The sequence below is a fragment of the Brevundimonas sp. genome, from assembly GCF_030682035.1.
Lineage (GTDB): Bacteria > Pseudomonadota > Alphaproteobacteria > Caulobacterales > Caulobacteraceae > Brevundimonas.
Window position 1 is genome coordinate 462,388 of record NZ_JAUXQZ010000025.1, and the last position, 19,206, is coordinate 481,593.

Here is a 19,206-nt window from a genome sequence, read left to right on the forward strand (position 1 = left end):
AGAGTTTATCGATTATCCCTTGGTCGAGGACAGGTCTAGGCTCGCGCCGATCGCGCCCAGACCCAGGAGGACATCATGGACGGACACGCCGGCGGCCCCACGCCCCTCAACGATCCGAAGAAGGAGCCCGCGGCGCTGCGGTCATTGCTGGGCCGGACCAACCGCGACTGGTGGCCGAACCAGATGGCCGTGGACATCCTGCACCAGCAGGGCCGGACCGGCGACCCGATGGGCGACGGCTTCAACTATGCCAGGGCCTTCAAATCCCTCGACTATGCGGCGGTCAAACGCGACCTGACCGCCCTGATGACCGACAGCCAGCCGTGGTGGCCGGCGGACTATGGCCACTACGGCCCCTTCTTCATCCGCATGGCCTGGCACTCGGCCGGCACCTATCGCACCGGCGACGGTCGCGGCGGCGCGGGCGCGGGGCAGCAGCGGTTCGCCCCGCTGAACAGCTGGCCGGACAACGGCAACCTCGACAAGGCGCGGCGCCTGCTGTGGCCGATCAAGCAGAAATACGGGGCGAGCCTGTCGTGGGCCGACCTGATGATCCTGGCCGGCAATGTCGCCATCGAGAGCATGGGCGGGCCGGTGTTCGGCTTCGGCGGCGGCCGGGCCGACGTCTGGGAGCCGGAGAAGGACGTCTATTGGGGCACCGAAGAGAAATGGGTCGGCGAGGAGGGCAATGAGACCCGCATCCAGCCCGACCGGGAGATGGCGCTGGAAAGCCCGCTGGCCGCGATCCAGATGGGGCTGATCTATGTGAACCCCGAGGGCCCCGGCGGCGTGCCGGACGCCCTGCAGTCGGCGCGCGATATCCGCGAGACCTTCGCCCGCATGGGGATGAATGACGAGGAGACCGTGGCCCTGACCGTGGGCGGCCACACCTTCGGCAAGGCGCACGGCGCCGGCGATGCGTCCAAGGTCGGGGTCTCGCCCGAGGGCGGGGACATCGCCCAGCAGGGGATGGGCTGGATCTCCGGCCACGAGAGCGGCATGGGCGACGACACCATCACCTCCGGCATCGAGGGGGCCTGGACGCCGACGCCGATCCAGTGGGACATGACCTATTTCGACATGCTGCTGGACCACGACTACGAGCTGGTCCGCAGTCCGGCCGGCGCCAAACAGTGGCAGCCGGTTGGCAATCCGGCGGAGACGCTGGCCCCCGCCGCCCACACGCCGGGCAAGCGGGTGCCGACGATGATGACCACCGCCGACATGGCGATGAAATTCGACCCGGAATACCGCAAGGTGATGGAGCGGTTCCGGGGTGATCCGGCCCGTTTCGGCGACGCCTTCGCCCGCGCCTGGTTCAAGCTGTGCCACCGCGACATGGGGCCGAAGGTCCGCTACCTCGGGCCGGAAGTGCCGCGGGAAGACCTGATCTGGCAGGACCCGATCCCGGCGCATGAGGGGCCGATGATCGGCGCGGCCGACATCCGGGCGCTGAAGGACCGGATCGTGGCCTCGGGCCTGTCCGTGGCCGAGCTGGTGACGACGGCCTGGGCTTCGGCGGTGACCTATCGCGGCTCGGACCACCGCGGCGGGGCCAATGGCGGTCGCCTGCGGCTGGAGCCGCAGCGCAGCTGGGACGTCAATGAGCCGGGCAAGCTTTCGAAGGTTCTGCAGGCCTATGAGCGGATCAAGGCTGAGGCGGGCCTCAACGTCTCGATCGCCGACCTCATCGTGTTGGGCGGGTCGGTCGGGATCGAACAGGCGGCGAAGGCCGGGGGTCAGGCGGTCGAGGTGGAGTTCACCCCGGGCCGGACGGACGCCAGTCAGGAGCAGACCGACGTCGAGGGCTTCGCGGTGCTGGAGCCCAAGGCGGACGGTTTCCGCAACTATCTGGGCGTTCGGTACAATGTTCCGACCGAGGAGCTGTTGGTCGATCGGGCGCAGCTGCTGGGGCTGACGGCGCCGGAGATGACAGTGCTGGTCGGCGGCCTGCGGGTGCTGGGCGCCAACCACGGCGGGTCGAAGCATGGGGTGTTCACCGACCGTCCGGGGCAGCTGACCAACGACTTCTTCGTCAATCTGCTGGACATGCGGACGGGCTGGAAACAGGTCGATGACAGCGGTGACGAGACCTTCGTCGGTTCGGACCGCCTCACGGGCGAGCAGCGCTGGACGGCGACGCGCACCGATCTGGTGTTCGGCTCCAACTCGCAGCTGCGGGCGCTGTCCGAGGTCTATGCCTCGGCCGATGCGGGCGGAAAATTCGTCCGCGATTTCGTGGCCGCCTGGACCAAGGTCATGAACGCCGACCGGTTCGACGTGACCTTGAAGGAGGAGTTCGGAACGGCGGCGGCCTGACCGGACTCGCCGGCTGAAAGGTTCATCACGACGGGCACAACGGAAGTCACAAAGGACACGGCGGGACCGGTGAAGAGGTCTCATGAGCGGATTCTTGCGGGGTCATGGGATCGCGGCTTCGCCGCATTGATTGATCGAAGTCTGAGAATCCGACTCCGTCACAGCCTCGGAACCCGTTGTGTCCGTCGTGCCCTCGTTGTGCCCGTTGTGATGAGCCCGCCTCCTTCAGCGGCATAGGGTCGGCTGATTGCCTTGGATAACGCCATAGCAGCCGCCTATATGTCGGCCATGCTCCCGACCCTGCGCCAGCTCCAGTATCTCAAGCTGTTGGCCGAACACGCCTCGTTCAGCCGCGCCGCCGAGGCGGCCCATGTCAGCCAGCCGGCGCTGTCGGCGGGGGTGCAGGAACTGGAGAAGATCCTCGGCGCGCCGGTGGTCGAGCGGACGCGCGGCAATATCCAGCTGACCGCCGTCGGGGCCGAGGCGGTCAGGCGCGGCGAGGACGTGCTGGCCCGAACCGAGGATCTGGTCGAGGCGGCGCGCAATGCGGGCAAGCCGCTGTCGGGGCGGTTCCGGCTGGGCGTCATCCCGACGGTCGCCCCCTTTCTGCTGCCCGCCAAACTGCCGGGGGTAAAGGCGGCCTGGCCGGCGCTGCGGCTGTTCATCCGCGAGGATTTGACGCCCCGATTGATCGCCGGGCTGAAGGCCGGCCAGCTGGACGCTGCGGTGATCGCCCTGCCCTATTCCGCGCCCGGCATCGACCACGCCCGCATCGGCGATGATGAAATCCTCGCCGCCGCGCCGGTCGGCCATCCGCTGGCGGGGACGGGCCCGATCCCCGCGGGCTCGCTGAAGGCGGAGGACCTGATCCTGCTGGAGGACGGCCACTGTCTGCGCGACCATGCCCTGGCCGCCTTCGGCATCGAGCCGCCGCGCGGCGAGGACGTCTTCGCGGCGACCAGCCTGCATACGCTGGTGCAGATGGTCTCGGCCGGCCTGGGCGTCAGTTTCCTGCCCGAGATGGCGGTGCGCGCCGGGTTGGCGGACCTGCCCGGGGTCGTGGTCCGGCCGATCACGGCCAGGGCGCCGCGCCGCGAGATCGTGGTGGCCTGGCGCGCGGGCTCCAGCCGGGCGGCCGAGGCGAGACTGCTGGCGGACGCGCTCAGACTGGATTGAGCGATGGTTTCATTACGACTCCGTAAGGTGCGCCGCCTTTCGGCCCTGATAGGGTTCGCACGCCCGCATGCGCCGGGCGTCCGGAGCCCTGCCCCATGAAGTCCCGCCTGTTCACCGCCGCCTCGATCGCCGCCCTGATGCTGGGCGTTTCCGCCTGCGCCTCCACCGACATGACCGCCGATATGGCGGCGCCGGGCATGGATGCCGTCGCGGCTCCCGCCGCCAGCCGCGAGATCGTGGTGCCGCCGCTGGGCTTCGCCGAGCGGACGCTGCCGAACGGTCTGAGGGTGTTCACCGCGCGTGACACCGCCACGTCGAACGTCACGGTCCAGGTCTGGTACAAGGTCGGCGCCAAGGACGATCCGGAAGGCCGCTCCGGCTTCGCCCACATGTTCGAACACCTGATGTTCAAGGCGACGCGGAACCTGCCGCAGGAGACCTTCGACCGTTTGACCGAGGATGTCGGCGGCTCGAACAACGCCTCCACCGGTCTGGACGTCACCAACTATTATGAGACCGTGCCGGCCCAGCATCTGGAGCGGATGCTGTTCGCCGAATCCGAGCGGATGGGGGCGCTGGTCGTCGACGAGGCCTCGTTCGAGAGCGAGCGCGACGTGGTCAAGGAGGAGTTCCGCCAGCGCGTCCTGTCGACCCCCTATGGCCGGTTCCAGCGCCTGCACTCCCAGGCCTTCATCTTTCAGAACAGCCCCTATCGCCGCCCGGGCATCGGCTCGATCGCCGACCTGGACGCCGCCACCATCGACGACGTGCTGCGCTTCCATGAGACCTTCTACCGGCCCGACAACGCCTATCTGATCGTGGCGGGAAACTTTGATCAGGCCCAGCTGGACGCCTGGATCGACGGCTATTTCGGCGGCATCGAAAATCCCGACCGCGCCCTGCCCGTCAACAACGTGCCCGAGAGCTTCGGCACAGCGCGCGAGGCGACCTTCTATGGTCCGAACGTGCCCCTGCCGATGGTGCAGATCACCTGGCCCACCGTGCCCTATGCCCATCCCGACCGGGCGGCGCTGGACGTGCTGGACGGCATCCTGTCGACCGGGGAGTCGAGCCGTCTGTACCAGGCGCTGGTCTATCGTCAGCAGATCGCGACCTCGGCCACCTCGTCCAACAGCCAGCAGCAGCAGGTCGGGGTGCTGAACACCTCGGCCATCATGAGCGCCGGCCATACGCCGGACGAAGGAATGAGCGCCCTGCGCGCCGAGGTCGCCCGCATTCGCGACGAACCGGTCACCGAGGCCGAACTGGCCGAGGCCAAGACCGAACTGGTGGCCAGCGCGCTGCGGGGGCTGGAGACCATCGACGGCCGGGCCTTCGCGCTGGGCTACACACTGATCATGACCGGCGATCCGACCAGCGCGGATCGCGACGTCGCCAACATCCAGGCCGTGACCGTCGCCGACGTGCAGCGTGTGGCGCGCCAGTACCTGCGCGACGATCGCGCCATCGCCATGCGCTATCTGCAGGCTGACGCCGAAAATCCGGCTTCGGCGGTGCAGGAAGTGTTTACCGCGCCGATCACCCTGGCGACCCTGGCGGCCGCGGGCGAGCGGGTGACCCTGCTGCCCGAAGGCCAGCGTACGCCCCTGCCGCAGCCGGGCCCCGCCGTTGACGCCGCCACGCCACAGGTGGCCGAGCGCCGGCTCGCCAACGGCATGCGGGTGCTGGTGGCCCGCAAGCCGGGTCTACCGCTTATCTCGGCCCGGCTGAGCTTCAACGCCGGCACCGCTGACGACCCGGCGGGCAAGGCGGGCGTCGCCAACTTCACCGCCTCGCTGCTGACCCAGGGGACACAAACCCGCTCCGCTCCCGAGATCGCCACCGAGATCGAGCGTCTGGGCGCGGATATCGGCGCGGGCGCCGGCGTGGACTTCACCAATGTCTTCGCCTCCTCGCCGTCCAATGTCTTCCCGCAGACCATGGCCCTGATGGCCGACGTGGTGCGCAACCCGGCCTATGCCGCCGAGGAGCTGGACCGCGAAAAGACCCAGACGCTGAACGGTCTGCGGGTCGCCCTGTCGCAGCCGGGGCCGGTGTCCAACCTGGCCGCCGCCCGCGCGGTGTTCGGCGAGGCGCCCTACGCCCTGCCCGGCTCAGGCACCCCCGGCACCATTCCGGGCCTGACCCGCGACGATCTGGTCGCCTTCCATGAGGGCCGTTACCGGCCCAGCCACGCGACGCTGGTGTTCTCGGGCGATATCACGCCCGAAGCGGCCTATGCGCTGGCGGAACAGGCCTTCGGCGACTGGCGCGATCCGGCCGGAACCGTGGCGACGATCGACGACCCGGCCGGGGCGCTGGTGGCGCCGCGCATCATCGTCATCGACCAGCCCGGCGCCGGTCAGGCGGCGGTGGTCGCGGCCCTGCGCGGCATCGCCCGCACCGACGAGGATTATTTCCCGCTTCTGGTGGGCAACAGTCTGATGGGCGGCGGCTTCTCGGCGCGCCTCAATCAGGAGATCCGGATCAAGCGCGGCCTGTCCTACGGGGCCAACTCCGGCCTCGGGGTGCGCGAGGACGAGGGCATACTGACCGCCTCGGCCCAGACCCGTAACGACGCTGTGCCGGAAGTGGCCGAACTGATTCTGGCGGAAATCGCCCGTCTGTCGGCGACCACCGCGACGGAGGCCGAACTGGCCCCGCGCCGGGCGACCCTGATCGGCTCGTTCGGTCGTCAGCTCGAGACCGTGGATGGTCTGGGCGGTCTGGTCGCCAATCTGGCCTTGTACGGCCTGCCGCTGACCAGCCTCGCCAGCTACGACGACGACGTGAATGGCGTGACTCCGGAGGCCATCCGGGCCGCTGCCGCCGAACACCTGCCCGCCTCCAGCGCCAGCCTGGTCATCGTTGGTGACGCGGCAGTCTTCCTGACCGCGCTGCGGGCGAAATACCCCAACATCGAGGTGGTGCCGCTGTCGAGCCTGAACATCGACTCGGTGACGCTGAGGTAGGCCTCAGGCCGACAGACAGACGACCTGCGCCACCCGCAGTTCGCGGCGCAGGTCGTCGGCGACCAGGCCGTAGTTGTCGACGGTGACGATGCGGCCGGTCAGGGGCTCGTCGGCCTTCTGGACCCCGCGGATGGCGGGGCCGAAGGTGTCCGGCGAGGTGGTGTAGATCCGGCCCCGGCGCGGACTTTCGGCGATGGTGACGCCGATCGCGCGGCCCTGACGATCCAGCACGGGCGCACCCGACAGGCCCGCCAGGGTGCCGCCCAGACCGTCGGTACGGCCGACCTCGGCCCAGGCCAGAACCGGTTCGTCGCGCTGTCCCCGGCCCCGCACCCTGAGCGTCTCGCGGCCGAGCAGGCGCGAAGCGACCTCGCCCGCCCGCGCCTGGGGGTAGCCGGGATGGAAGCCGCGCTGTCCGGCGCGCAGGGCATACGGGGCCATGACCGGAACAGCGTCGGACCCGCCCCGGGTCAGGAGGACGGCGATATCGGCGCGGGGCGCCAGCCGCACGTCCGCCGCCACGGCCCGGCCGCCCCCGACCATGATGGCCGGGCGTCGGCAACCCTCGACCACATGACGGGCTGTGACCCAGAGGCCGTCGCGAGAGATCGAAAAGGCGGTGCCGGAGGCCGGCTGGAAGGGAATGTCCGGGGCGTTGACGGTGACGGCCGGATCGAACGGCGTGATGGGTCCCAGCAGGGCGCCCTCGACCTCATCGGGCGCAGGCGGCGCAGGCGGGGCGTCAGCGTTTTCGCGCAACCGAAGCGACCAGATGACCAGGGCGCTGACGACCAGCGAATAGACGAGCCAGTCCGGCGTTTTGGGGAAGGCCACGGCCTCAGCCTGTCAGGGCGGCGGCGAGGATCAGGGCGGTCGACAGCTTGGCGCCGACCAGCAGGACGGCGGCGGCGATCTCTCCGTCGCGGATGCGTTGGGGCAGGCCGGTGAGGACCATGTCGACCAGACGGAACGCCAGAAGCTGCAGCACCACAGTGGCGACGCCCCACAGAGCGATGTCCTTGATCGAGGTCGAGACGCTGAGACTGACCGCGAGCGGGATGGCGAGGCCGACCAGAACGCCGGAGAAGGCGACGGCGGCGGCCGCGTTGCCCTCACGGATCAGGGCGATCTCCTTCCACGGCGTGAACAGGGCATAGAGGATCGCCCCCACCGCCAGAAGAGCCAGTGTCACGCCAAGGTGCGCCAGCGTCGTCGGGAAGCCTGACGCGAAGGCCTGGACCTCGGCGCTTTCGAGCAGGGTTGTGAGGGACGAGGAGTCCATGGCTGTCCGGTTGCAAGAGCCCGGCGACGATTGCCCGGTTTTTGCCTCAATCCGCAAGGGGGATGGGGACACAGTTGGTCAAGAACTGTGACGCGGTGTGTCGGGGATGGGTTTGGAGATGGGACTCTCGATCCCAAGACCCCATACCGCAAACCCCAAACCCTAGGCGGCTTCAGCTTCCGACTTCCTGCGCACGGAGGCCCGCACCTTCTCGCTCTCGGACTTCAGCTGACCGCAGGCGGCAAGGATGTCGCGGCCGCGGGGGGTGCGAATCGGACTGGCGTAACCGGCCTTGTTGAGGATGGCGGCGAACCGTTCGATCGTCTTCCAGTCCGAGCATTCATAGTCCGTGCCCGGCCACGGATTGAACGGGATCAGGTTGACCTTGGCGGGGATGCCCTCGATCAGTTTGAGCAGGGCGCGGGCCTCGTCCGGCGAGTCGTTGACGCCTTTCAGCATCACATATTCGAACGTCACCCGGCGGGCGTTGGACAGTCCCGGATAGGCGCGGATGCCGGCCATCAGCTGGGCGAGGTCGTATTTCTTGTTCAGGGGCACCAGCACGTCGCGCAGGGCGTCGTTGGTCGCGTGCAGGCTGATCGCCAGCATGGCCTGGGTGCGGGTTCCCAATGCCTCCAGCTGGGGCGTGACGCCCGAGGTCGAGACGGTGATCCGGCGGCGCGACAGGGCGATGCCCTCATTGTCGGAGATGATGTCGATCGCGTCGGCGACGTGGTCGAGATTATACAGCGGCTCGCCCATGCCCATGAAGACGATGTTGGACAGACGGCGGTCTTCCCTGGGCGACGGCCATTCCTCGAGGTCGTCGCGGGCGACCTGGACCTGGGCCACGATCTCGGCGGCGGTCAGGTTACGGACCAGCTTCTGGGTGCCTGTGTGGCAGAAGGTGCAGTTCAGCGTACAGCCGACCTGCGAGGACACGCACAGGGCGCCCGCGCGCCCGACGTCGGGGATGTAGACGGTCTCGATCTCGATGCCCGGCGCGGTGCGGATCAGCCATTTGCGGGTGCCGTCCTTCGACACCTGGCGCTCGACGATCTCGGGCCGGGAGAGGGTGAAGGCGGCGGCGAGCTTCGCCTGCGTATCCTTCGCCACATTGCTCATGGCGGCGAAGTCGGTGACGCCGAAATGGTGGATCCAGCCCCAGACCTGCGAGGCGCGCATCTTCGCCTTCTCGGGCGGACAGATGTCGGCGTCGATCAATGCCTGACGCAGGCCCGCGCGCGTCAGCCCCGAGAGGTTGACGGGCGCCGCCGCGGCGGCGGCGGCTCGCTGTGCGGGCGTGCGGGAAAGGTCGAGCGTCAGGCTCAAGGCGGCATCCTGAAAGCGTGGGAGGCGCGGCTTATACCACAGATCGGGAAGGATTTAAGGCGCGAGACAGCCGCTTCAGTCCGCCTCATCCTCGATCACATCGATCCGGTCGTCATCCAGCCCGAAATGGTGGCCGATTTCGTGGATCAGGACGTGGGCGATGATCTCGGACAGGCCGACGTCGCCGCGCTCGCACCATTCGTCGAGGATCGGGCGGCGGTAGAGGAAGATGCGCGAGGGTTCGGCCGCGGGGCCGAGGGAGTCGCGCAGGCCGATGTCGATGCCGTGGTAGAGGCCGGTCAGTTCGAACGGGTCCTCCATCTCCATCATCGCCAATGTCTCTTCGTCGGCGAAGTCGTCGACGCGGATCACCACCTCGCCCGCCAGCGACCGGAACGGCTCGGGCAGGACGTCGAACGCCTCGCGCGCCAGCCGGGCGAAGTCGTCGAGGGAGGGGGCGGTCTGGGTGGTCCAGGTCATATGAGGCAGTAGGCAGCAGGCAACAGGAATTAGGAAGGGCAGGCGGAACGAACCCTACCGCCTACTGCCTGATCCCTCGACCCCCGCCCCTCATGCGTTATGGTTACCGAATCAGGGCGCGGGAGCGGACACGACACCATGGCCGAGGCCGACATCGCCTATGTCGCGACCGCGGGCGCAGCGGGGCTGGCCCTGGCCCTCAGCGCCTGGGCGGCGCGGCTGCGCGGGCGACTGGCGGTGCGCAACCGGGTGGCCGAGTCCGACCTGGCGGCAGCCTTGGTCGACCTGGCCGATCGCGACGGCGCGCTGGCGGCGTTCGAGGATGTGCGGCTGGCCCTGACGCCGGACGGTCGGACCAAGCGGCTGGGCGCGCCCCAGGCCTGGAAGGCCCTGACGCTTGATCTGGCCCGCGTCGATGAGCATGAGCACGATCCGGGGCTGGTCGTGCTGGACGCCGTGCGGCTGGCGGCTGGACCGCGGCTGGACGCCCTGATCGATCAGGGCGAGGCGTTCGACGCCGTGCTGGAAGGCTCGGGCGGAGCCTGGTCGGTCGAGGGCCGGTCATCGGCAGGCGCGGCCTGGTTGAGGCTGTCGCGGCTGGGGCTGGTCGGTACGGCCGCCGAAAGCGGCCTGGGCCTGCTGGCCGATTCCTATCCGGCGCCGACCTGGATCACTGATGCGGCCGGGCGGCTGGCCTGGGCCAACAAGGCCTGGCTGACCGAGATGAAGGCCGACAGCGTCGATCAGGCGCGCGAAAAGGGGCTGAGCTTCGACCGCGGCGCCGACGCCATCGTGGCCGAGGCGGGCCGGACGAACCAGCATCAGGACGGCTTCCGCTGGACCACCGGCGGCGGACGGCGGCGGGCGTGGCGGATCGTGGCCGAGCCGGTCCAGGGGGGGGCGGGCGCGGTGCTGGCCTTTGCACTGGACATGACCGAGGCGGAGGAGACCCGCGACACCCTGCGCCGCCACGTCGAAGCCCATGACGAGACGCTGAATCATCTGGCCGACGCGGTCGCCATCTTCGGTCCATCCAAGCGGCTGGCTTTCCACAACACCGCCTTCCAGACGCTGTTCAACATCGATCCGGCCTGGCTGGACGAGCGACCGACCCATGCCGAGCTGCTGGACCGACTGCGCCAGCGCCGCCTGCTGCCCGAGGTCATCGACTACGCCGGCTGGAAGGCCAATGAGCTGGATTTCTACGGCGCCTCGGCGGCCGCGCCGGACGACAGCTGGTCCCTGCCCGACGGCCGGACACTGAGGGTCGTCCGCCAGCCGCACCCGCTGGGCGGTGTGCTGCTGTTGTTCTCGGACATCACCGACGAGTTGAAGCTGCGCAGCCGGTTCAACGCCCAGATCCAGGTTCAGACCGCGACGCTGGACAAGCTCAATGACGCCGTGGCTGTGTTCGGCTCCGACGGGCGTCTGCGGCTGCACAACGAGGCCTTCGACGCCTTCTGGGGCGTGACGGGCGAGGCGCTGGACGCGGCGGGGGATTTCGACGCCGTGGCGGCCCTGTGCCAGTCGACCATGCCCGATCCCGCCCTGTGGCTGGGGTTGAAGGCGCGGGTCGCTGACCCCGATCCGGAAAGCCGGGTGCCGATCGCCGGCGAGGGCAAGACCACCGACGGGCGCATCGCTTCATGGCAGACCCGGCCCCTGCCGGACGGCGCCACCCTGGTGGCCTTTGCCGACGTCACGGCGCGGCGCGGGCTGGAACAGGCGCTGGCGGCCAAGGCCCAGGCGCTGGAGGAATCAACGGCGCTGAAACGCGAGTTCGTGGGCAGCGTCTCGTACGAGCTGCGCACGCCCCTGACCACCATCGTCGGCTATTCCGAACTGCTCGAGATGCAGGCCGATCTGCCCGAGCGCAGCCGACAGCATGCCGGCGCCATCCGCATCGCCGCCAGCCAGCTGGCCAGTTCAATCGATGATGTGCTGGACATGGCCCAGATCGACGCGGGCGAGATGGAGCTTCAACTCGGCGACGTCCGGGTGTGCGACCTGCTGGACGCGGCCGGCGAACGGGTCCAGGCCCGGATCGAGGCGCGGGGCGCCAGTCTGAAGATCCATTGCCCCGACGGCCTGCGCCCCATCCGCGCCGACGCCCAGCGGGTCGGTCAGGCGCTCGACCATCTGCTGGATCACGCCGCCCGGGCCGTGTCGGAAGGCGGGGCCGTGACCCTGACCGCCGAAGTCACCTCATCGGAGGTCCGCATCCGCGTCGAGGACACCGGACGCGGCATTCCCTATCACTTGCAGGCCCATGTCTTTGATCGCTTCGTGCGACGCGAGCGCGGCGGGCCGGGCGTCGGTCTGGCGCTGGTCAAGGCGCTGGTCGAGCTGCACGGCGGTTGGGCCGAGGTGGAGAGCGAACCCGGCAAGGGCGCGACCTTCATCCTGCACCTGCCGCTGGAGGCGGCGGTCGTCGCGGCCGCGCCGGAGTTGCGGCTCGGAGTGGCGAGTGGCGAGTGACGAGTGGCGAGAAAGGCCCGCTCGCTTTGACTCGCCCCTGCGCACTCACTACCCACTCGCCACTCGCCCCTCGCCACTGGACCTGTCATGGCCAAGCCCCTCAAGACCGCGCTGATCTACGATTTCGACGGCACCCTCGCGCGCGGCAATATGCAGGAGGTCAGCTTCATTCCGTCGATCGGCATGAAGCCCCAGCAGTTCTGGGACAGCGTCTATCCCGAGACCCGGAAGGCCGATGGCGACGGCATACTGATGTACATGCAGATGATGCTGGCCGCCGCCAAACAGGTGAACCAGCCGGTGACCAGACAGGCCCTGCGCGACCACGGCTGCGACGTCGCCCTGTTCGAGGGACTGCGGGATTTGTCGTGGTTCGACCGGATGAACGCCTATGGGGCCGAGGTCGGACTGGAGATGGAGCACTATATCATCTCGGCCGGACTGACGGAGATGATCGAAGGCTGTCCGATCGCCAGGGCGTTCCGCCACGTCTATGCGTCGAAATACGTCTATGACGCCGACGATGTAGCGATCTGGCCGGCCGTGGGCGTCAACTACACGACCAAGACCCAGTATCTGTTCCGCATCAACAAGGGCGTGTTCAACCACTGGGACGACGAGCGGATCAACCGCTTCATCCCCGATGACGAACGTCCGATTCCGTTCGAGCGGATGATCTTCCTCGGCGACGGCGACACCGATGTGCCAACCATGAAGATGATGCACACTAAGGGCGGCTATTCGATCGCCGTCTATGACCCCGACAACACCCCGCGGGACACGCGCAAGATCCACCGGCTGATCTCGGAGGACCGGGTCAATTTCGTCGCCGCCGCCGACTATCGCGAGGGCACGGCGGTGGACCTGATCGTCAAGGGCCTGATCGGCCGGATCGCTGTCAATTGCGGTACGATGCCGGCCGATCTCTGAGCCTAGATCGCGTTCAGCGGCGTCTTGAGGAACCGCTGGCCCGAGGCTTCGGCCGGCGGCAGGGCGCCGGCGCGAATGTTGATCTGCAACGACGGCAGGATCAGCGCAGGGACCTTGAGGGTCGCGTCGCGGGCCTCGCGCAGGGCGACGAAATCGTCTTCAGAACGGCCGCCGCCGATGTGGATGTTGCCCGCCGCCTCGGCCGCCACTGTCGTCTCCCAGCGATGGTCGGTGCGGCCCTCGGGCAGATAGTCGTGGCCGACGAAGAGCCGCGTTTGCGACGGCAGGGCGAGGATGCGCTGGATCGAGCGATACAGGGTCCGGGCGTCACCACCGGGAAAGTCGCACCGCGCCGTGCCGTAATCGGGCATGAACAGGGTGTCGCCGACGAAGACGGCGTCGCCGATCACATAGCTGACGCAGGCCGGGGTGTGGCCGGGCGTGTGCAGCACCTCGACGGGCAGCGATCCCAGGGTGAACCGCTCTCCGTCCGCATAGAGGCTGTCGAACACCACGCCGTCAGCGCTGACGTCATGGGCCTCGAACAGGACGCCAAAAACCTTCTGCACCTCAGTGATGCGGCTGCCGATGCCGATCGGGGCTCCGGTGCGGCGGCGGATCTCGTCCGCGCCGGTCAGGTGGTCGGCGTGTGCGTGGGTTTCCAGAATCCGTTCGAGCTTGAGGCCACGCTCGGCGATCCGGGCCAGGACCTGCTCGAGCGAAGCGGCCGAGGTGCGGCCGCTGGCGGCGTCGTAATCGAGAACCGGATCGATGACGGCCGCTGCGCCGGTGGCCGGGTCGGCGACCAGATAGGTGATGGTGTGGGTCGCGGGGTCGAAGAATCCCTCAACAGTCGGCATGGGCGCGGGGGCGATGGTCATGCGGAGCTCCTCTGTTCATTCCAATATATTAGCACTTGCTAAATTAGCAATGGGCCATATACTGCGCGTCATGAACACCCTTTCCACCCTGTTCCTCGACCAGTTCAAAGACAACGCTGGCGATGCGGCACGGCTCCTGAAGGCGCTCTCGAATGAGAAGCGGCTGATGATCCTGTGCCAGCTCGGCGACGGCGAACGCCCCGTCGGCGAACTGCTGCCGCTTGTAGGCCTGTCCCAGTCCGCCCTGTCGCAACACCTCGCGGTGCTGCGCGAGAAAGGATTGGTCGCCGGCCGGCGCGAGGGCGTTTCGATTCTCTACCACGTCGCCGACCCGGCGGCCCTGAAGGTCATCGCCGTCTTGGCCGACATCTATTGCCCCCCTGCTCAAGGAAACTGATCCATGGCCGTACTCACCCCCCTGTCTTCCGCCGAGGTCTCGGCCCGGATCAAGACTGGCAAGGCGCGGCTTCTGGCCGTGATGCCCTGGAACCGGGCGATGCGGGCCGCGTGATCGCATGGACGCGACCGTCGCCCAACTGATGCTGGCCGTCCTCAGCGGCGGCATCGTCGCCCTGCTGCTGACCGTGTTCGGCGGCGGCGGCTCGGTGCTGGCCGTACCGCTGCTGTTGTATGTGGTCGGGGTGCGGGATCCCCACGTCGCCATCGGCGCCTCGGCCGCCGGCGTGGCGTTGAACGCCCTGACGGCCCTGACCGGTCAGGCCCGGGCGGGACGGGTGCGCTGGCCCTGCGCCCTGCTGTTCGCCGCGACCGGCTCGGTCGGCGCCTTCGCCGGATCGTCCGTGGCCAAGGCGATCGACGGCCACGCCCTGCTGATCTTCTTCGCCCTCGCCATGGGGCTGGTCGCGCTCGCCATGCTGAGGCCGAACGCGCCGGTCGGGGCCGAGAACGTGCGCCTGACCCGCGCCATGGCTCCGCGCGTCGCCGCCTCGGGCGCAGGTGTCGGCGTAGCGGCCGGCTTCTTCGGCATCGGCGGCGGTTTCCTCATTGTTCCCGGCCTGATGGGCGCGACGGGCATGACGCTGGCTCTGGCCCAGGCCTCGTCCCTGGTCAGCGTCGCGGCGTTCGGGGCGACGACGGCGGCCAACTACGCCCTGTCGGGCCTGGTCGACTGGCCGGTCGTAGGGGCCATGGCGGCAGGCGGGGCGGTGGGAACCCTCGCGGGCCTGCCCATCGCCCGACGGCTGGGCGCCAACGCGGTTTTGGGGCGACGCCTGTTCGCAGGCCTGATCCTGATCGTCGCCGTCTATGTGGCGATCAAGGCGATTTCAGCCGTTTAGCGCCCACCCGCCCTGAGGAAGGCATCGCGGGCGGCGGTGAGGCGCGACGGGACGAGACCGCGCAGGGACGCCTCGCCGCGCTGCTTCAGCCCGGCTTCCTGACCCTTGCGCCAGACCACCTCGGCCTCCAGCGCCAAGGCGCGGGCGATGTCGATGAGCTGAACCCGTGTGGGAAGGGCAAGGTTGCGGTCGAGCCGCAGGCGCAGGCCGGTCGGGGAATGGTCGACGATCAGGCAGGACAGCTCCAGCCCCGGCGCCACCACCACAGCGCGGGTGCTGGCGGCCGATCGCGGCTCGAAACGGCGATCCAGCGCGGCGTTCATTCGCCCATAGAACCCGGCAGACGGTTTCGATCCAGTTGCACCACGACATCAGCCGTCACGCCGCCGTCCAGCATGTGCCGGGTGAGGCGCTCGAAATACTGGATGAAGCCGGCCAGCCGCGCGCGCTCGGCAGCGGGCAGCCTCGCCGGGGCGACGCCCAGAAGATCGGCCTCCTGCTGGCAACGCCAGTCCGGCACGACATCGAAGCCGGGCGCTTTCAGGAACAGGACGGCGTCGAACCCGGCGACGAAATCGGCATAGGGACCTGCGACATGTTCGTTGACGGCGCGGCGCCATGCTCCGTCGGGGTCTCGCTCCCGCTCCAGTGCATTGATCGGCTCGGCGAGGGCGGCCTCATCCTGGGGCAGGGCGCCCAGGCACCAGGCGTCGATCAGGATCGCTCGGGGGCGCCCGAAGAAGATTCTCCAGTCCCGGATGGGCCGGCGGTCGTCCTCGCGCTTGTCGAAGTCGGGGATCAGAACCTTGTCGTCAGCCCGGGCGGCGCCCAGCGCCTTGATCAACCGGCTGAGCATTCGAAGATCATGCGTTCCGGGCGGCCCGCGCGTCAGGAACAGAGGATGAATTTCCTCCGCCATCGCCTCGCGCCGGGCTCGGGTCAGATAGACGTCATCAATTGAAATCTGCACCCCGCCGAATTCCTCGGCGGCGGCGCGGGCGAGAGTGGTCTTGCCCGACCCCTGCGCTCCGACCACGGCGATCAGTGGAGGGCGGGCGACGATTTCGTTTCTCTGGCTGTCAACGATCAGCCGGCCGATCAGATCGACGAGCTCAGGGTTCGCGCGGCCCACCGCCGCGGCTCAGTGCTGGTTTTCGGGCAGGCGGACGATCAGGCCGTCGAGATCGTCCGAGACCCGGATCTGGCACGACAGGCGCGAGTTCGGCTGGACGTTCTCGGCGAAGTCCAGCATCGACTCCTCCATCGCCGAGGCCCGGCCAGTCTCGGCGGCGAAGGCCTCGTCGACATAGACGTGGCAGGTGGCGCAGGCGCAGGCCCCGCCGCAGTCGGCGTCGATGCCCGGCACATTGTTGCGGATCGCCCCCTCCATGACGGAGAGGCCGGTCTTGACCTCGACGACATGCTCGCGGCCGTCGTGTTCGATGTATCTAATCTTTGCCAAGTCAGGCCGCCGCTTCCGTCTTCTTCCGCGACGGCGCCACCATCAGCTTCTTGGTTTTGGCGATCGCCTCGGCCGGGTTCAGGCCCTTGGGGCAGACCTGGGCGCAGTTCATGATGGTGTGGCAGCGGTAGAGTTTGAACGGGTCCTCGAGGTCGTCGAGCCTTTTGTCCGTGGCGTCGTCGCGGCTGTCGGCGATCCAGCGGTAGGACTGCAGCAGCGCCGCCGGGCCGAGGTATTCCGTCTGGTTCCACCAGTAGCTCGGGCACGACGTCGAGCAGCAGGCGCACAGGATGCATTCGTACAGACCGTCCAGTTTCGCCCGGTCCTCAGGCAGCTGGATACGCTCCTTCTCGGGGTCCGGCTCGTCCGACTGGAGCCAAGGCTGGATCGAGTCGTACTGGGCGTAGAACAGGGTCAGGTCCGTCACCAGATCCTTGACCACCGACTGGTGCGGCAGGGGGGCGATGGAAATGGTCGAGGAGGAGCACTCCTCCCAGCCCTTGGTGCAGGCCAGGGTGTTGCGGCCGTCGATATTCATCGAGCAGGAGCCGCAGATGCCCTCGCGGCACGAGCGCCGGAAGGTCAGGGTCGGGTCGATCTCGTTCTTGATGTGGATCAGGGCGTCCAGCAGCATCGGACCGTGGTCGTCAGCCGAGATCTCGAACGTGTCCCAGCGCGGGTCGGCGTCGACCTCGGGGTCGTAGCGGTAGACCTTGTAGGTCTTGACGTTCTTCGCGCCGGACGGGGCCTTGTGGACCTTGCCGCGCGTGGGCTTCGAGCCCTTGGGGAGGGTGAGTTGAACCATCTCTAGTAAACCCGCGCCTTCGGCTCGATGTAGGCGATGTCGTCAGACATCGTGTAATTATGCACCGGGCGGTAGTCGATCTTCACCGCGTCGCCGGGGACTTTCCAGGTCAGGGTGTGCTTCATCCACTCGACGTCGTTGCGGTCCGGATAATCCTCGCGAGCGTGGGCGCCGCGCGACTCGGTGCGGTTCAGGGCGCCCTCGATGGTGACCAAAGCCTGATCGATCAGGTTGTCGTATTCCAGGGTCTCGACCAGGTCGGTGTTCCAGATCAGGCCGCGGTCGGTGGTCTTGATGTCGGCGCCGGCGGCGTGGATGGCGCGCAGCTTGGCGACCCCCTCCTCCAGCGTCTTGCCGGTGCGGAAGACGGCGGCGTCTGACTGCATGGCGCGCTGCATGTCGATGCGCAGCTTGGCAGTGGGGGTCGAGCCGTTGGCGTGGCGGAAGCGGTCCATGCGGGCGACGTGGCCGTCGGTGGTCGCGGCCGGCGCGTCAGGAACCCGCGATGCCTTGTCCACCACCTCGCCGCAGCGCAGGCCGGCGGCGCGGCCGAACACCACCAGATCAGTCAGGCTGTTGGAGCCCAGGCGGTTAGCGCCGTGCACCGAGACGCAGGCCGCCTCGCCCACGGCCATCAGACCGGGGACGACGGTGTCCGCATTGTCGCCGACCTTGGTCAGGACCTCGCCGTGATAGTTGGTGGGGATGCCGCCCATATTGTAGTGCACGGTCGGCAGGACCGGGATTGGCTGTTTGGTCACGTCGACGCCGGCGAAGATCCTGGCGCTCTCGGAAATGCCCGGCAGACGCTCATGCAGGATCTTCGGGTCGAGGTGATCCAGATGCAGATTGATATGGTCCTTCTTCGGGCCCACGCCGCGGCCTTCACGAATCTCGATGGTCATGGAGCGGCTGACCATGTCGCGCGGGGCCAGATCCTTCACGGTCGGCGCATAGCGCTCCATGAAGCGTTCGCCCTCGGAATTGGTCAGATAGCCGCCCTCGCCGCGCGCGCCCTCGGTGATCAGGCAGCCGGCGCCGTAGATGCCGGTCGGGTGGAACTGGACGAACTCCATGTCCTGCAGCGGCAGGCCGGCGCGCAAGACCATGGCGTTGCCGTCGCCGGTGCAGGTGTGGGCGCTGGTAGCCGAGAAATAGGCGCGGCCGTAGCCGCCGGTGGCCAGGATGACCGTCTTGGCGCGGAAGCGGTGCATCGTGCCGTCATCCAGCTTCAGCGCCGTCACGCCGGTGCAGGCGCCGCCCTGCATGATCAGGTCCAGCGCGAAATATTCGACGAAGAACTCGACCTCGCGGCGCACGGACTGGCCGTACAGGGTGTGCAGGATGGCGTGACCGGTGCGGTCGGCGGCGGCGCAGGTGCGCTGCACCGGGCCCTCGCCGAAGTTCCGGGTCATGCCGCCGAAGGCGCGCTGGTAGATCTTGCCTTCGTCGGTGCGGCTGAAGGGCACGCCCCAGTGTTCCAGCTCGTAGACGGCCTTGGGCGCGTTGCGGACCAGGTATTCGATGGCGTCCTGATCGCCCAGCCAGTCCGACCCCTTGACGGTGTCGTACATGTGCCACTGCCAGCTGTCCTCGCCCATATTGCCGAGGCTGGCGGAGATGCCGCCCTGGGCCGCGACCGTGTGCGAGCGGGTCGGGAAGACCTTGGTGACGCAGGCGACCTTCAGCCCTTGCTGGGCCGCGCCGAGGGCCGCGCGAAGGCCGGAGCCGCCCGCGCCGACGACGACGACGTCATAGGCGTGATCGACGAATTCATAAGCAGCCATCAGC

General features: G+C 68.3%; 17 protein-coding genes. 7 read left to right on the top strand and 10 right to left on the bottom strand.

Going from position 1 to position 19,206, the window contains the following annotated elements; all coding sequences use genetic code 11:
• Nucleotides 1-75 precede the first annotated feature (75 nt).
• The 3 genes from katG (at nucleotide 76) to Q8K49_RS07615 (ending at nucleotide 6,467) form a co-directional block, all read left to right on the top strand.
• On the top strand, nucleotides 76-2,319 hold the full coding sequence (katG, locus tag Q8K49_RS07605; RefSeq protein ID WP_305305133.1) for a catalase/peroxidase HPI: 2,244 nt from the start codon (nucleotides 76-78) through the stop codon (nucleotides 2,317-2,319).
• Between the two features lie 288 nt (nucleotides 2,320-2,607).
• A complete protein-coding gene (locus Q8K49_RS07610) occupies nucleotides 2,608-3,495 on the top strand; it encodes a hydrogen peroxide-inducible genes activator (protein WP_305305173.1) in 888 nt (295 codons plus the stop codon).
• A gap of 95 nt (nucleotides 3,496-3,590) precedes the next feature.
• Nucleotides 3,591-6,467, top strand: coding sequence for a pitrilysin family protein (locus tag Q8K49_RS07615; protein ID WP_305305134.1), 2,877 nt, complete (start codon nucleotides 3,591-3,593; stop codon nucleotides 6,465-6,467).
• A 3-nt stretch (nucleotides 6,468-6,470) separates the two neighbouring features.
• Here the strand turns inward: Q8K49_RS07615 and Q8K49_RS07620 are convergent, their stop codons facing one another.
• The 4 genes from Q8K49_RS07620 to Q8K49_RS07635 all read right to left on the bottom strand — a co-directional run bounded on the left by Q8K49_RS07620 (nucleotide 6,471) and on the right by Q8K49_RS07635 (nucleotide 9,561).
• A complete protein-coding gene (locus Q8K49_RS07620) occupies nucleotides 6,471-7,301 on the bottom strand; it encodes a serine protease (RefSeq protein WP_305305135.1) in 831 nt (276 codons plus the stop codon).
• Nucleotides 7,302-7,305: 4 nt separating this feature from the next.
• Nucleotides 7,306-7,749, bottom strand: coding sequence for a DUF350 domain-containing protein (locus Q8K49_RS07625; RefSeq protein WP_305305136.1), 444 nt, complete (start codon nucleotides 7,747-7,749; stop codon nucleotides 7,306-7,308).
• 162 nt (nucleotides 7,750-7,911) lie between these two features.
• A complete protein-coding gene (gene rlmN, locus Q8K49_RS07630) occupies nucleotides 7,912-9,081 on the bottom strand; it encodes a 23S rRNA (adenine(2503)-C(2))-methyltransferase RlmN (RefSeq protein WP_305305137.1) in 1,170 nt (389 codons plus the stop codon).
• A gap of 75 nt (nucleotides 9,082-9,156) precedes the next feature.
• Nucleotides 9,157-9,561, bottom strand: a complete 405-nt coding sequence (locus tag Q8K49_RS07635; RefSeq protein ID WP_305305138.1) for a metallopeptidase family protein — start codon at nucleotides 9,559-9,561, stop codon at nucleotides 9,157-9,159.
• Nucleotides 9,562-9,699: 138 nt separating this feature from the next.
• Between Q8K49_RS07635 and Q8K49_RS07640 the strand changes: the two genes are divergently transcribed.
• Both Q8K49_RS07640 and Q8K49_RS07645 read left to right on the top strand, forming a co-directional pair.
• Complete coding sequence (locus tag Q8K49_RS07640) at nucleotides 9,700-12,039, top strand: ATP-binding protein (RefSeq protein ID WP_305305139.1); 2,340 nt, start codon at nucleotides 9,700-9,702, stop codon at nucleotides 12,037-12,039.
• A gap of 87 nt (nucleotides 12,040-12,126) precedes the next feature.
• A complete protein-coding gene (locus Q8K49_RS07645) occupies nucleotides 12,127-12,969 on the top strand; it encodes an HAD family hydrolase (RefSeq protein ID WP_305305140.1) in 843 nt (280 codons plus the stop codon).
• A gap of 2 nt (nucleotides 12,970-12,971) precedes the next feature.
• Here Q8K49_RS07645 and Q8K49_RS07650 read toward each other — a convergent pair whose 3' ends face one another.
• On the bottom strand, nucleotides 12,972-13,850 hold the full coding sequence (locus Q8K49_RS07650; protein ID WP_305305141.1) for an MBL fold metallo-hydrolase: 879 nt from the start codon (nucleotides 13,848-13,850) through the stop codon (nucleotides 12,972-12,974).
• 70 nt (nucleotides 13,851-13,920) lie between these two features.
• Here Q8K49_RS07650 and Q8K49_RS07655 point away from each other — a divergent pair, with 70 nt between their 5' ends.
• Both Q8K49_RS07655 and Q8K49_RS07660 read left to right on the top strand, forming a co-directional pair.
• Nucleotides 13,921-14,247: a helix-turn-helix transcriptional regulator gene (locus Q8K49_RS07655; RefSeq protein ID WP_305305142.1), complete on the top strand. Its 327-nt coding sequence runs from the start codon at nucleotides 13,921-13,923 to the stop codon at nucleotides 14,245-14,247.
• Between the two features lie 118 nt (nucleotides 14,248-14,365).
• The gene (locus Q8K49_RS07660; protein ID WP_305305143.1) at nucleotides 14,366-15,148 is read left to right on the top strand and encodes a sulfite exporter TauE/SafE family protein; all 783 of its coding nucleotides are present in this window, start codon (nucleotides 14,366-14,368) and stop codon (nucleotides 15,146-15,148) included.
• Here the strand turns inward: Q8K49_RS07660 and Q8K49_RS07665 are convergent.
• The 5 genes from Q8K49_RS07665 to sdhA are packed head-to-tail and all read right to left on the bottom strand — an operon-like array spanning nucleotide 15,145 to nucleotide 19,202.
• Nucleotides 15,145-15,471, bottom strand: a complete 327-nt coding sequence (locus Q8K49_RS07665; protein ID WP_305305144.1) for a PilZ domain-containing protein — start codon at nucleotides 15,469-15,471, stop codon at nucleotides 15,145-15,147. The two genes, Q8K49_RS07660 and Q8K49_RS07665, sit on opposite strands and share 4 nt — an antisense overlap.
• Nucleotides 15,468-16,280, bottom strand: a complete 813-nt coding sequence (locus Q8K49_RS07670) for a kinase (protein WP_305305145.1) — start codon at nucleotides 16,278-16,280, stop codon at nucleotides 15,468-15,470. The genes Q8K49_RS07665 and Q8K49_RS07670 overlap by 4 nt, the downstream gene beginning before the upstream one ends.
• Nucleotides 16,281-16,289: 9 nt before the next feature.
• Nucleotides 16,290-16,610, bottom strand: a complete 321-nt coding sequence (locus Q8K49_RS07675) for a 2Fe-2S iron-sulfur cluster-binding protein (RefSeq protein WP_305305146.1) — start codon at nucleotides 16,608-16,610, stop codon at nucleotides 16,290-16,292.
• 1 nt (nucleotide 16,611) lies between these two features.
• Nucleotides 16,612-17,415, bottom strand: a complete 804-nt coding sequence (locus tag Q8K49_RS07680; RefSeq protein WP_305305147.1) for a succinate dehydrogenase iron-sulfur subunit — start codon at nucleotides 17,413-17,415, stop codon at nucleotides 16,612-16,614.
• Between the two features lie 2 nt (nucleotides 17,416-17,417).
• Complete coding sequence (gene sdhA / locus Q8K49_RS07685; protein ID WP_305305148.1) at nucleotides 17,418-19,202, bottom strand: succinate dehydrogenase flavoprotein subunit; 1,785 nt, start codon at nucleotides 19,200-19,202, stop codon at nucleotides 17,418-17,420.
• Nucleotides 19,203-19,206 lie beyond the last annotated feature (4 nt).

Excerpts from the sequence above, each read along its gene's own strand:
- katG (WP_305305133.1), top strand. The coding sequence starts at position 76 with ATGGACGGACACGCCGGCGGCCCCACGCCCCTCAACGATCCGAAGAAG.
- Q8K49_RS07610 (WP_305305173.1), top strand. The coding sequence starts at position 2,608 with ATGCTCCCGACCCTGCGCCAGCTCCAGTATCTCAAGCTGTTGGCCGAA.
- Q8K49_RS07615 (WP_305305134.1), top strand. The coding sequence starts at position 3,591 with ATGAAGTCCCGCCTGTTCACCGCCGCCTCGATCGCCGCCCTGATGCTG.
- Q8K49_RS07625 (WP_305305136.1), bottom strand. The coding sequence starts at position 7,749 with ATGGACTCCTCGTCCCTCACAACCCTGCTCGAAAGCGCCGAGGTCCAG.
- Q8K49_RS07635 (WP_305305138.1), bottom strand. The coding sequence starts at position 9,561 with ATGACCTGGACCACCCAGACCGCCCCCTCCCTCGACGACTTCGCCCGG.
- Q8K49_RS07640 (WP_305305139.1), top strand. The coding sequence starts at position 9,700 with ATGGCCGAGGCCGACATCGCCTATGTCGCGACCGCGGGCGCAGCGGGG.
- Q8K49_RS07645 (WP_305305140.1), top strand. The coding sequence starts at position 12,127 with ATGGCCAAGCCCCTCAAGACCGCGCTGATCTACGATTTCGACGGCACC.
- Q8K49_RS07650 (WP_305305141.1), bottom strand. The coding sequence starts at position 13,850 with ATGACCATCGCCCCCGCGCCCATGCCGACTGTTGAGGGATTCTTCGAC.
- Q8K49_RS07655 (WP_305305142.1), top strand. The coding sequence starts at position 13,921 with ATGAACACCCTTTCCACCCTGTTCCTCGACCAGTTCAAAGACAACGCT.
- Q8K49_RS07660 (WP_305305143.1), top strand. The coding sequence starts at position 14,366 with ATGGACGCGACCGTCGCCCAACTGATGCTGGCCGTCCTCAGCGGCGGC.
- Q8K49_RS07665 (WP_305305144.1), bottom strand. The coding sequence starts at position 15,471 with ATGAACGCCGCGCTGGATCGCCGTTTCGAGCCGCGATCGGCCGCCAGC.
- Q8K49_RS07680 (WP_305305147.1), bottom strand. The coding sequence starts at position 17,415 with ATGGTTCAACTCACCCTCCCCAAGGGCTCGAAGCCCACGCGCGGCAAG.
- sdhA (WP_305305148.1), bottom strand. The coding sequence starts at position 19,202 with ATGGCTGCTTATGAATTCGTCGATCACGCCTATGACGTCGTCGTCGTC.